Raw genomic sequence first — 12,437 nt, 5'->3', positions numbered from 1 at the left:
GGCGGCGTCGCCGTATGGCGGCGGCGCGAGCGGCTATTGTACTTCGCCGCCGGGTGTCGCTGGAACGACGCAGGCATTCGGGCGCGCGGCGTTCACAGCCACGCGGCGACGCCGCCGTGCCTCGAGCACGTGCCGCGCCGGTGGCGGCTGAAGCTGTACGTGCCGTCGCGGCAGCGCGCGCTTGCGCCGTCGGGCACGCGGCCCGATTTCGAATGTGCGGGCGCATGCACGGTTTCGCCGTCGCGGTTGCGATACGTGTCGTGACGGTCGAGATCGGCTTCGTTGCCGTAGCCGGGCGGTGCGCGGTACGCATATGCGGAAGGAGGCTGGGCGGCGCACGCGACGAAGAGCGCGATCGACAGCGTCGCAACGTGCGTCGCGCGGCGGAGCAGGGCAGGCATGGTCTCTCTCGGTCTGTTGTTATCGATGTCGGGCCGATGGCCCGCGCCGCATGTTAGCCGATCGGCCATGGATCGGCGCCGGCGCCTCGCGGTGGAGCGACGTTACGCCGTGCCGGACATCGATGCCGCGCCGTCGGCCTGCGCGGCGTCGAGAATCCACCGGCGGAACGCGGCGACCTTCGGCCGTTCCGCGTGATGCGGCGGATAGACGAGGTAGTACGCGAAATCGTCGAGCCACGCGACGTCGGCGAGCTGCACGAGCCGGCCGCTTTCGAGCTCGCCGCGCACCATCGCGGCCGGCAGCAGCCCGGCGCCCTGGCCGGCGACGATCGCCTGCAGCAACAGGCCGGAGTCGTCGAACGCGGGGCCGCGGGGCGGGCCGAAATCGTCGATACGCTGCGCGCCGAACCAGATGTGCCAGCCCTTGCGCTCGGCATCGTGCAGGTGCGGCCAGCCGACGAGATCGGCCGGTGTCGCCGGCATGCCGAGCCGCGCGACGAGTTCGGGCGACGCGAGCGCGACGATTTCCACCGTCAGCAGGCGCTCGCTGCACAGCCCGATGTAGCGCCCGAGGCCGTGACGGATCGCGACGTCGACGCCGTCGCGTGCGAATTCCGCGAGTGCATGGCTCGTGACGATCTGCAGGTCGACGTCCGGGCACGCGTGCCGGAACTGCGCGAGGCGCGGCACGAGCCACGCGGACGCGAAGAACGGCGTGACGCTCACCGTCAGCACGCCGCTGTCGGCGGCGCCAGACACGCGCTGCGACGCATCGGCGATCTGCCGGAACGCATTGCGCACCGGCGGCAGGTAGTCGCGGCCGGCGGCCGTCAGCAGGATGCCGCGGTTGACGCGCTCGAACAGCTGCACGCCGAGATGTGTCTCGAGCGTGCGGATCATCTGGCTCACCGCGCCGGGCGTGACCGACAGCTCCTCGGCCGCCGACTTCACCGACAGGTGGCGGGCGGCCGCTTCGAACGCACGCAGCGCGTTGAGCGGCGGCAGGCGGGAACGATTCATTCAGATTTTCTAAAGCGAAAGGTCGACGAAATATCGTTTGAGGCGATACGTACGCGCGAGTACCGTTGTCGCATTGGATCGCATTCTTCAGGGCTGCCTTGCGGCGGCCGATGCGATCAACATAGTTCAACTATATCCATGAGGCAATCCGGATGCCGCGCGGCGTCCGGAGGGACCTGAGAGGAGCATCGTCATGAACCGCCCGGGCGCATCGCGCCACTTCTACGGCTGGTACGTGGTCGCGGCCGCGTTCGCCGTCACGTTCGTCGGGTTCGGCAGCGCGTATACGTTCAGCGCGTTCGTCGAGTCGCTGCAGCGCGATTTCGCCGCATCGCGCGGGCAGATCTCGCTCGTGTTCTCGCTCGCCGGCTTCCTGTATTTCGGCTTCGGTATCGTCAGCGGGCCGCTTGCGGATCGCTTCGGCTCGCGGCGGCTCGCCGTCGCCGGCATGCTGCTGACGGGGGCCGGGCTCGCCGCCGCCGGCGCCGCGCACACGCTGCTGCAGGTCTATGTCGCGTACGGGCTCGGTGTCGGTCTCGGCGTCGGCTGCGCATATGTGCCGGCCGTCGGTGCGGTGCAGCGCTGGTTCGTCCGCCGGCGCGGCTTCGCGTCGGGGCTCGCGGTCGCGGGGATCGGCGTCGGCACGCTCGCGATGCCGCCGCTCGCGTCCGCGTTGATCGCGCATGTCGGCTGGCGCGGGGCTTATTTCACGCTGGCAGCGATCGCAGTGGTCCTGGGGGCAGGCATGTCGCTGCTGATCGAGAACGATCCGCGCGGGCGCGGGTTGTTGCCGGATGGCGACGCTGCCGGCGACGGCGGCCGGAATACCGGTGCTTCCGTAGCCGGCGCGGCCGCCACGACCGTGCACGCTGGCGCGACGGTGCGCGAGGCCGTCACGTCGCGGCCGTTCGCGAGCCTCTACGCCGCTTGTCTCGTATGCTCGTTCGGCGTATTCGTGCCGTTCGTCCACCTCGTGCCGTACGCGCTCGATCATGGCGTCGCGCCATCGACGGCCGTGCTGCTGCTCGGCGCGATCGGCGTCGGCAGTACGGCCGGCCGCTTTTTCCTCGGCGGCCTCGCCGACCGCTTCGGCCGCCGCGCATCGCTGCTCGCGATGTTCGCGGGCATGGCCGTTGCACTCGTTGCGTGGGCGGGCGCCGGCACCGTTGCGACGCTTGCCGCGTTCGCACTCGTGTTCGGCGTGTTCTATGGCGGCTGGGTCGCCGTGCTGCCGGCGGTCGTGATGGACTATTTCGGCGGACGCAACGTGAGCGCGATCATCGGGATCCTGTACACGAGCGTCGCGTTCGGCACGCTGATCGGGCCGGCTGCTGCCGGCTTCATCTACGACGCGGGGGGCGGCTATCTCGTGCCGATCCTCGCGAGCGCCGTCGCCAATGCGATCGCGTTCGCCATCGTCGCGACCACCGGACGTGCGCCGGTGTCCGCGCGCGCGGCCGGCGGATAGCGCACGCTGCTGGGCGTGCCGCGCGATTTCCGATAGGGTGGCCGGACCGTCAACCGTCGACCAACGGTCGGGGAGGCATCGTGACATTCGACAAAGTCCGGCAGATCGCGCTGGCGTGGCGCGGCGTCGAGGAAGGCACGTCGTACGGCACGCCCGCACTCAAGGTGAAGGGCAAGCTGCTCGCGCGGCTGCGCGAGGACGGCGACACGCTCGTCGTGAAGGGCGTCGGCCCCGACGAACGCGCGTGGCTGATCGAATCGGAACCCGACGTGTATTACGTGACCGATCACTACGCGGGCTGGCCGATCGTGCTGGTGCGCCTGTCGGCCGCGCATCCCGACGCCGTGAAAAACCTGCTTCTGCGAGAGTGGCACGCCATCGTGCCTGCCAAATGGCGGGGCGAAGCCGCGCGCGGCGGGAACTGAGCGTCTGGCGCGCCACACTGCCGGATTGCCTTTGACGGAAGCGTCCTGACGGCGCGAGCCGGCGCCAACCGGACCACTTGTTGCATCGGCTCGCATCGACGCAACAAGTGGTCCCATCGAAATTCTTCAATTGGTTCTTAGTGAAGAACCGTTTGATGCTTACACTCCTTCGCTTCGAAGGCGGCTGACGAAAGCCGACGGAACGGGCGCACGCGATGCGCCGGCGCCTCGTGCGCCGCATCGCCCACGCAGCTTCGCAGACTGTGCGGCGCGTCCCACCGGAACGGCCCCGATCCGGCCTCGGGCCTGCATGCGACGCAGGCGCCGCGCCCGGCCCGACTCAAGAACGACAACTCCCCGCGCCGCCTTTACGCGACACCCGGTCGTACCGGAACCGTTTTTTGGAGAGAGACAGATGAGTGGAAGCAACACAGGCCTCGGCACGGGCCTGAAGCAGCGTCACGTGACGATGATGTCGATTGCCGGCGTCATCGGCGCGGGCTTGTTCGTCGGCTCCGGCCACGCGATCGCGGAAGCCGGTCCGGCGTCGATACTCGCGTATGCGATCGCGGGCGTGCTGGTCGTCCTGGTGATGCGCATGCTTGGCGAGATGGCCGTCGCGCATCCGGACAGCGGGTCGTTCTCGACCTATGCCGATCGCGCGATCGGCCACTGGGCCGGCTTCTCGATCGGCTGGCTGTACTGGTGGTTCTGGGTGCTCGTGATCCCGATCGAGGCGACGGCTGCGGCGACCATCCTCAATGCATGGTTCCCGGGCGTTGCGACCTGGATCTTCGCGCTCGGCATCACGCTGCTGCTCACCGTCACCAACCTCTTTTCCGTCAAGAACTACGGCGAATTCGAATTCTGGTTCGCGCTGATCAAGGTCGTTGCGATCGTCGTGTTCCTGTGCATCGGCGGCGCGGCGATCGTCGGGATCATTCCGGCGCCGGCCGTATCGGGCGTGTCGAACCTGTTTGCGCATCAGGGCTTCATGCCGAACGGCGCCGGTGCGGTGCTGGCGGCGATGCTGACGACGATGTTCTCGTTCCTCGGCACCGAGATCGTGACGATCGCGGCCGCCGAATCGGACAACCCGCAGCGCCAGATCGTGCGTGCGACGAACTCGGTGATCTGGCGCATCACGCTGTTCTATCTCGGCTCGATTCTCGTCGTCGCGGCCATCGTGCCGTGGAACGACCCGCTGCTGCCGAAGCACGGCTCGTATCAGCGCGCGATGGAGCTGATCGGCATCCCGAACGCGAAGGCGATCATCGACGTGATCGTGCTCGTATCGGTCGCGAGCTGCCTGAATTCGGCGCTGTACACGGCGTCGCGGATGCTGTTCTCGCTGTCGAAGCGCAAGGACGCGCCTGCGTTCCTGCATCGCACCGATTCGACCGGCACGCCGCGTGCGGCCGTGCTCGCGTCGACGGCATTCGGCTTCGTGACCGTGATCGCGAACTACCTGATGCCGGAGCAGGTGTTCGGCTTCCTGCTCGCGACGTCGGGTGCGATCGCGCTGCTCGTGTATCTCGTGATCGCGATCTCGCAGCTGCGGATGCGCAAGACGCTCGAATCGGGCGGCGCCGACCTGACGCTGCGGATGTGGATGTTCCCGTGGCTCACGTGGGCCGTGATCCTGTTCATCTGCAGCACGCTGACCGTGATGTTCGTCAGCGAGGAGCACCGGATGGAAGTCGGTGCGACGGCCGTGCTGGCGTTGATCGTGCTGTTTGCGTCGTGGCTGAACAAGCGCGGCCGCGATGCGCAGGCGAGCGCGGGGCGGCGGGTGTCGGTGATGTGATGAGGTGATGTGACGGCGTGGCGGCGGAGCCGCCCGTCATGAAAAATGGCCCGATCGGCGTTTTCCGGTCGGGCCACTTGCTTTGTCGGGGTAAACGGATGCACTTGCCGATGGCAACGCAGGGCGTTCGGCAATGGGGTGCGGCATCTGCATCTGCAATCGGCGGTGCCGACGAAGATGACGAACAGGCTCTCCGCGGACACTTCCCGCAAGCCTTCACGAGTCGCTCCTGAATAAAGAAAGGCCCGCTGTTCGCGGGCCTTTCCGGGCTACTCTGACACTGCACGAAACAGCGTCGGTTGATGTGCTCAGACGTTGAACAGGAAGTTCATCACGTCGCCATCGTGCACGACATATTCCTTCCCTTCCGCGCGCATCTTGCCGGCTTCCTTCGCGCCCTGTTCACCCTTGTAGGTGATGAAGTCGTCGAACGCGATCGTCTGCGCGCGGATGAAGCCGCGCTCGAAGTCGGTGTGGATCACGCCGGCCGCCTGCGGCGCCGTGTCGCCGATATGGATCGTCCATGCGCGCACTTCCTTCACGCCCGCGGTGAAGTAGGTCTGCAGGCCGAGCAGCTTGAAGCCCGCGCGGATCACGCGGTCGAGGCCCGGCTCTTCCATGCCCATGTCGGCGAGGAACGCTTCCTTGTCCGCGTCGTCGAGATCCGCGATTTCCGCCTCGATTGCCGCGCATACGGCGACCACCGGCGCATTCTCGCTTTCCGCGTACTTGCGCACCGCATCGAGGTGCGGGTTGTTCTCGAAGCCGTCGTCCTTCACGTTGGCGACGTACATCGCCGGCTTCGCGGTGATCAGGCAGAACGGCTTGAGCAGCGCCGCTTCGTCGTCCGACAGCGCGAGGCCGCGCACGGCCTTGCCCTGGTCGAGCTGCGCGCGCACCTTGTCGAGCACCGCGACGAGCTTGGCCGCTTCCTTGTCGTTGCCCGACTTCGCGGCCTTCGAATAGCGCGTGAGCGCCTTCTCGACGGTGCTCAGGTCGGCGAGCGCGAGTTCGGTGTTGATCACCTCGATGTCGTCGATCGGGCTGACCTTGCCGGCGACGTGAATGACGTTCTCGTCCTCGAAGCAGCGCACGACGTGCGTGATCGCATCGGTTTCGCGGATGTTCGCGAGGAACTGGTTGCCGAGGCCTTCGCCCTTGCTCGCGCCCGCGACGAGGCCCGCGATGTCGACGAATTCGACGACGGCCGGCACGACGCGCTCGGGCTTGACGATCTCGGAGAGCCCCTTCAGGCGCGTATCGGGCACTTCGACGATGCCGACGTTCGGCTCGATCGTGCAGAACGGGTAGTTCTCGGCGGCGATGCCGGCCTTGGTCAGCGCATTGAACAGGGTGGACTTGCCGACGTTGGGCAAGCCGACGATGCCGCATTTGAGACTCATGGAATCCTTCGGACGGGTAAGGCGGCGCGGCCGGACAGGGCACGGCGGCGCGGGAAAAAAGGGCGGCCGACGCTTGGGGCGCGGCGGGCCGGCGGTCAAAGGCGCTATTGTACCGTGCCGACGCCCCGGATTCCGGGGTTGCGCCGAACGGCCGATGCGGCGGGCCGCCGCGCCGCCGCATCGGCCTGCGATTCTGCTGATTTCCCGCAAAGTCCGGCCGCGTAAGGGTTTGGCCCCGCGGCTATAATGCCCGCCATGACTGCCCACCATACCTTCGACGTCGCCGTGGTCGGCGGCGGGCTCGTCGGCAAGACGGCCGCGCTCGCGCTGACCCAGTCCGGCTACAAGACTGCCTTGCTTGCCCAGCCGGCCACGCCGCGCCCCGCCGATCTCGCGTTCGACACGCGCGTGTACGCGCTGTCGTCCAGTTCGCAGGCCTTGCTCGAGCGGCTGCGGGTCTGGCAGGCGCTCGACCACGGCCGGCTCGCGCCTGTTTACGACATGCGTGTGTACGGCGATGCGCACGCCGAGCTGCATTTTTCTGCGTACCAGGCCTCCGTGCCGCAGCTCGCATGGATCGCCGAATCGTCGCTGGTCGAGGCGTCGCTCGATGCCGCGCTGCGGTTCCAGCCGAACCTCACGTGGTTCGATGCGCGTGCGCAGGGCTTCGACGTGCGCGACGATGCGGCCGTGCTCACGCTGTCGTCGGGGCAGGTGCTCGAAGCGGACCTCGTCGTCGGCGCGGACGGCGCGCATTCGTGGGTACGGTCCCAAATGGGGGCCAAAGTCGAACGGCGCGACTACCGGCAGACGGGCGTCGTCGCGAACTTCAAGGCGTCGCTGCCGCACCGCGAGACGGCTTACCAGTGGTTCCACGAAGGCGAGATCGTCGCGCTGCTGCCGCTGCCGGACGGCCACGTGTCGCTCGTATGGTCCGCGCACACCGCGCATGCGGACAAACTGCTCGCACTCGATCCGGCGCAGCTCGCGGCCGAGGTCGAGCGCGTGTCTCACGGCCAGGTCGGCACGCTCGAATGCGTGACGCCAGCCGCCGGCTTCCCGCTGGCGCTGCAGACGGTCGACAAGCTGATCGCGCCGCGCGTCGCGCTCGTCGGCGACGCCGCGCACCTGATCCACCCGCTCGCGGGGCAGGGGATGAACCTCGGGCTGCGCGACGTCGCGGCGCTCGCCGACGCGATCGCCGGCAAGGAAAGCTTCCGCAATCTGGGCGATACGGTGCTGCTGCGCCGCTATGAGCGTTCGCGCCGCGAGGACATCCGCGCGCTGATGGTCGCGACCGACGGCCTGCAGCGGCTGTTCGCGGTGCCGGGCCCGCTCGCGAAGGCCGTGCGCAACGCGGGCATGGCGTTCGTCGGGGCGCAGCCGCTCGTGAAGCGCTGGCTCGTGTCGGCCGCGCTCGGCTGATCGAACCTTCGGCCGCTTCGCCGGTCGGACTCGGTTCCGTTACGGCGTACACTGTGGCGTGCACACCGATTGAGCTGAAGGAAGATTTCGATGAAAAAAACGATCCGCATCGCGTCGCTGGCGCTGGCCGTCACGATGGCGACGCTGGGCTGCACCGCGCAGGCCGACCAGACCACCGACAAGCTGAAAGCCACGCTGCAGGCCCGTCTCGGCAACGACGCGCCGATCAAGAGCGTGTCGAAATCGCCGGTCGCCGGCCTTTACGAAGTGAACCTCGGCTCGCAGATCATCTATAGCGACGCGGCCGGCGACTACGTGCTGCTCGGCGATCTCGTCGACACCAAGACGCACAAGAACCTGACCGACGCACGCCTGTCCGAAATCAACAAGATCGACTTCGCGAGCCTGCCGTTCGCGAATGCGATCAAGGTCGTCAAGGGCAACGGCGCACGCAAGATCGCGGTGTTCTCCGATCCGAACTGCCCGTACTGCAAGAAGCTCGAGACGACGCTGCAGTCGGTCGACAACGTCACCGTCTACACGTTCCTGTACCCGGTGCTGTCGCCGGATTCGACCGTGAAGTCGAAGGCGATCTGGTGTGCGACCGACCGCGCGAAGACGTGGGAGGGCTGGATGCTCGACCACCGTGCGCCGTCCGGCGCCGGTACCTGCGATACCAGCGCGCTCGACAAGAACCTCGCGCTTGGCCGCGGGATGAACGTCACGGGCACGCCGACGATCTTCCTGCCGGACGGCCGCCGCCTGCCGGGCGCGGTATCGGCCGACCAGCTCAACCAGGCGCTCGCCTCGAGCAAGTAACCGACCGACACGCCGGGCCGCATGGCCCGGCCAGCGAGGGGCGCCCGCATGATCTGCCGGCGCCTCTCTTCGTTTTCGCCGCCGTATTCGACCGATTGCCACGATGACCCAGCCGATCCGCTATTCGATTGTTCCGAAAGATCTTGCCGCGCACCTGTTCGAAGTGTCGGTGACGGTCGCCGACCCCGACCCCGAAGGCCAGCGCTTCTCGCTGCCGGTGTGGATTCCGGGCAGCTACCTCGTGCGCGAGTTCGCGCGCAACATCGTGACGCTCGGCGCGTTCAACGACGCAGGCCGCAAGGTGCGGATCGCGAAGACCGACAAGCACACGTGGCAGGCCGCGCCCGTGAGCGGCGCGCTGACGCTGCGCTACGACGTGTATGCGTGGGACCTGTCGGTGCGCTCCGCGTATCTCGACGAATCGGGCGGCTTCTTCAACGCGACGGCCGTGTTCCTGAGCGTCGCCGGCCGCGAGGACGCGCCGTGCGAAGTCGACATCGCGAAGCCGGCCGGCGCGGCATTCCGCGCGTGGCGCGTCGGCACCGCGCTGCCCGAGGCGCGCGGCACGAAGCGCTACGGCTTCGGTGCGTATCGCGCAGCGAACTACGACGAGCTTTCCGACCATCCGGTGACGATCGGCGAATTCGCGCTCGCGACGTTCGACGCGCATGGCGTGCCGCACGACATCGTGGTCGCGGGGCGCGTGACGCAGCTCGACCTGGAGCGGCTGCGCACCGACCTGAAGCGCGTGTGCGAAGCGCAGATCGCGCTGTTCGAGCCGAAATCGAAGAAGGCGCCGATGGACCGCTACGTGTTCATGACGCTCGCGGTCAGCGACGGCTACGGCGGCCTCGAGCATCGCGCATCGACCGCACTGATCTGCAATCGCACCGACCTGCCGGTGAAGGGGCGGCCCGAGACGACCGAAGGCTACCGCACATATCTCGGCCTTTGCAGCCACGAGTACTTCCATACGTGGAACGTGAAGCGCATCAAGCCGGCGGCGTTCGTGCCGTACGACCTGACGCGCGAGAACTACACGTCGCTGCTGTGGCTGTTCGAAGGCTTCACGTCGTATTACGACGACCTGATGCTGGTGCGCAGCGGGCTGATGTCGCAGGACGAATATTTCGCGGCGCTCGGCCGCACGATCGGCGGCGTGCTGCGCGGCACTGGGCGGCTCAAGCAGAGCGTCGCGGAAAGCTCGTTCGACGCGTGGATCAAGTACTACCGCCAGGACGAGAACGCGACCAACGCGATCGTCAGCTACTACACGAAGGGTTCGCTCGTCGCGCTCGCGTTCGATCTCGCGATCCGCGCGCAGACGCGCAACCGGAAGTCGCTCGACGACGTGATGCGCCTGCTGTGGCAACGCTACGGTCGCGATTTCTATCGCGGCAAGCAGGCGGGCGTCGCGGAAGATGAAGTCGAGACGTTGATCGAAGAAGCGACGGGCGTCGCGCTCGGTCGCCTGTTCGCCGACGCCGTGCACGGCACGCGCGACCTGCCGCTCGGCGAGCTGCTCGCGCCGTTCGGCGTCACGCTCGCGCCGGATGTCGCGAACGGCGCGGCCGCGAAGCCGACGATCGGTGCGCGCTTGCGCGGCGGCGCGGACTGCACGTTCGCGGCTGTCTATGAAGGCGGCGCCGCGCATCGCGCGGGGCTGTCGGCCGGCGATACGCTGATCGCGGTCGACGGGCTGCGCGTCACGGGCACGAACCTCGACGCGCTGCTCGCGCGCTACCGGCCGGGCGACAAGGTCGAGGTTCACGCGTTTCGCCGCGACGAGCTGCGTACCGCGAAACTGAAGCTCGACGGCCCGGAGGTCACGCGCTACCGGTTGACGGCGGCAGCGAAGCCGGCCGTGGCATCGAAGGCCCGGGAGGCCTGGCTGAAGGGCTGAGTGCACGGCTGCGGCAATCGGGGCGCGATCGAGGATTGTTCTGCTGCTGCAACAATCCGTCGCCCTGAACCCGCTTTTTCCGGCAAATGCGGCCACGCACAATGGCGTCACTCGCGCTACCGAAGCGCAACCCAACCGGAGCCTGACATGACGACCATTCTGCAAATCAATTCCGCTGCGCGTTCGCAAGGCGCGCAATCCACGCTGCTGGCCAACGAACTGACGGCAAAGCTGCAACAATCGAACCCCGGCGCGAAGGTTGTGGTTCGCGACCTGCTGGCCGATGCGCTGCCGCACCTCGACGAATCGGTGCTCGGCGCGTTCTTCACGCCGGCCGACCAGCGCAGCGCGGAGCAGAATGCGATCGTCGCTAAGAGCGATGCACTGATCGCCGAGCTGCAAGCCGCCGACATCATCGTGATCGGCGCGCCGATGTACAACTTCGGCATCTCGTCGCAACTGAAGACGTACTTCGACTGGATCGCACGCGCAGGCGTCACGTTCCGCTACACCGAGAACGGTCCGGAAGGCCTGATCAAGGGCAAGAAGGTCCACGTGGTGACGGCCCGCGGCGGCAAGTACGCCGGTACGCCGAACGACAGCCAGACGCCGTACCTGCGCACGTTCCTCGGCTTCGTCGGCATGACCGACGTGAGCTTCATCTTCGCGGAAGGCCTGAACCTCGGCCCGGATGCGCAGAGCGCCGCGCTCGCCAGCGCACGCGAAGCGATCGCTGCCGCGTAAGGTCGATGCGGGTGCGACGCACCCGCTGCATCGTCCGAAAAAAACGCCGCGTCCCCGAAGGGGCGCGGCGTTTTTGCATTCCGGCCGGCGACAAAGCCGGCGCGGCCGTTACGCGAGTGTTTCGGCCACTTCCGGCAGGCGCCAGTCGATCGGTTCGCGGCCAGCTTCGACCAGATAGTCGTTCGCGAGCATGAAATGGCGGCAGCCGAGGAAGCCGCGGTGCGCGGACAGCGGCGACGGATGCGGCGCCTCGAGCACGCAATGCGCGCTCGCGTCGAACAGCGCGCGCTTCGCCTGCGCGTGTGCGCCCCACAGCATGAAGACGAGCCCGCGGTGGCGGCCTGCGAGTTCGCGGATCAGCGTGTCCGTGCATTGCTCCCAGCCGCGCTTCGCGTGGCTCGCGGCCGCGCCGCGCTCGACTGTCAGCACGGTGTTGAGCAGCAGCACGCCCTGGCGCGCCCACGTGTCGAGGCAGCCGTGGCGCGGCGTGTCGTGACCGAAGTTCGCGGCGATTTCCTTGAAGATGTTGCGCAGCGACGGCGGTGTGCGGACGGCCGGCGGCACCGAGAACGCGAGGCCGTGCGCCTGCGGCGTGCCGCGATCGTCGCCGTGGTACGGGTCCTGGCCGAGGATCACGACCTTCACGTCGTCCGGGCTTGTGAGGCGTAGTGCGCGGAACACGTCGGTCGGGTAGACCGCCTTGCCGGCCGCGCGCTCGTCGTCGACGAAGCGGCACAGCGGCGCGTACGCGTCGCTGTCGGTAAAGGGTTTCAGCACGTCGCGCCAGGCGGCCGGCAGCGCGTCGAATTGCGCGGCGAGATGCGGGACGTCGGCGGCAACGGGCTGCGGCGCTGCGGAGGCCGGGGCAGAAGCGGCGGCTTTCTTTGCGGGCTTGCGCTCGGCGGAGGGCGATGCGGAAGTCGGGGACGGAATATCGGCCGGTGCCGTTTCCGGCACGGGATCGTCGAACAGCGACGCCTGTTGCGGCGCGCGGGAAGTCTTGCGGGTTGCCATGCGTGATG

General features: G+C 67.8%; 11 protein-coding genes. 7 read left to right on the top strand and 4 right to left on the bottom strand.

Translation table 11 applies throughout. From position 1 onward, the window contains the following. Nucleotides 1-92: 92 nt before the first annotated feature. On the bottom strand, nucleotides 93-401 hold the full coding sequence (locus tag AC3WLY_RS25630; RefSeq protein WP_492308834.1) for a DUF3761 domain-containing protein: 309 nt from the start codon (nucleotides 399-401) through the stop codon (nucleotides 93-95). A gap of 102 nt (nucleotides 402-503) precedes the next feature. Next, nucleotides 504-1,421: a transcriptional regulator GcvA gene (gene gcvA / locus AC3WLY_RS25625; protein WP_175963166.1), complete on the bottom strand. Its 918-nt coding sequence runs from the start codon at nucleotides 1,419-1,421 to the stop codon at nucleotides 504-506. Nucleotides 1,422-1,614: 193 nt separating this feature from the next. Here gcvA and AC3WLY_RS25620 point away from each other — a divergent pair, with 193 nt between their 5' ends. From AC3WLY_RS25620 to gabP, 3 genes are all read left to right on the top strand, one after another. Continuing rightward, on the top strand, nucleotides 1,615-2,889 hold the full coding sequence (locus AC3WLY_RS25620) for an MFS transporter (RefSeq protein WP_175963165.1): 1,275 nt from the start codon (nucleotides 1,615-1,617) through the stop codon (nucleotides 2,887-2,889). 80 nt (nucleotides 2,890-2,969) lie between these two features. After that, nucleotides 2,970-3,314 (top strand): MmcQ/YjbR family DNA-binding protein, encoded by a 345-nt coding sequence (locus AC3WLY_RS25615; protein WP_492308835.1) that lies wholly within the window; start codon nucleotides 2,970-2,972, stop codon nucleotides 3,312-3,314. A 415-nt stretch (nucleotides 3,315-3,729) separates the two neighbouring features. Next, nucleotides 3,730-5,121 carry a GABA permease gene (gene gabP / locus AC3WLY_RS25610; RefSeq protein WP_310141788.1) on the top strand — a complete coding sequence of 464 codons (1,392 nt, stop codon included), beginning with the start codon at nucleotides 3,730-3,732 and terminating at the stop codon, nucleotides 5,119-5,121. A 308-nt stretch (nucleotides 5,122-5,429) separates the two neighbouring features. On the opposite strand, the gene ychF is transcribed toward gabP, so the two are convergent. Further along, nucleotides 5,430-6,524 carry a redox-regulated ATPase YchF gene (ychF, locus tag AC3WLY_RS25605; protein ID WP_175963163.1) on the bottom strand — a complete coding sequence of 365 codons (1,095 nt, stop codon included), beginning with the start codon at nucleotides 6,522-6,524 and terminating at the stop codon, nucleotides 5,430-5,432. A 246-nt stretch (nucleotides 6,525-6,770) separates the two neighbouring features. Here ychF and AC3WLY_RS25600 point away from each other — a divergent pair, with 246 nt between their 5' ends. The 4 genes from AC3WLY_RS25600 (at nucleotide 6,771) to AC3WLY_RS25585 (ending at nucleotide 11,415) form a co-directional block, all read left to right on the top strand. Beyond that, nucleotides 6,771-7,949 carry a UbiH/UbiF family hydroxylase gene (locus tag AC3WLY_RS25600; RefSeq protein ID WP_175963162.1) on the top strand — a complete coding sequence of 393 codons (1,179 nt, stop codon included), beginning with the start codon at nucleotides 6,771-6,773 and terminating at the stop codon, nucleotides 7,947-7,949. A gap of 90 nt (nucleotides 7,950-8,039) precedes the next feature. After that, nucleotides 8,040-8,768 carry a DsbC family protein gene (locus AC3WLY_RS25595; RefSeq protein WP_175963161.1) on the top strand — a complete coding sequence of 243 codons (729 nt, stop codon included), beginning with the start codon at nucleotides 8,040-8,042 and terminating at the stop codon, nucleotides 8,766-8,768. A gap of 103 nt (nucleotides 8,769-8,871) precedes the next feature. Beyond that, on the top strand, nucleotides 8,872-10,671 hold the full coding sequence (locus AC3WLY_RS25590) for a M61 family metallopeptidase (protein ID WP_492308836.1): 1,800 nt from the start codon (nucleotides 8,872-8,874) through the stop codon (nucleotides 10,669-10,671). A gap of 147 nt (nucleotides 10,672-10,818) precedes the next feature. After that, entirely contained in the window at nucleotides 10,819-11,415 is a 597-nt protein-coding gene (locus AC3WLY_RS25585; protein WP_072443039.1) for an FMN-dependent NADH-azoreductase, read from the top strand. Nucleotides 11,416-11,523: 108 nt separating this feature from the next. Here the strand turns inward: AC3WLY_RS25585 and AC3WLY_RS25580 are convergent, their stop codons facing one another. Further along, nucleotides 11,524-12,429 carry a uracil-DNA glycosylase gene (locus AC3WLY_RS25580; RefSeq protein ID WP_175963159.1) on the bottom strand — a complete coding sequence of 302 codons (906 nt, stop codon included), beginning with the start codon at nucleotides 12,427-12,429 and terminating at the stop codon, nucleotides 11,524-11,526. Nucleotides 12,430-12,437: the final 8 nt, after the last annotated feature.

The sequence above is a fragment of the Burkholderia sp. FW306-1C-G01B genome (assembly GCF_058781685.1).
This window is presented reverse-complemented; position numbering and strand designations above follow the sequence as displayed.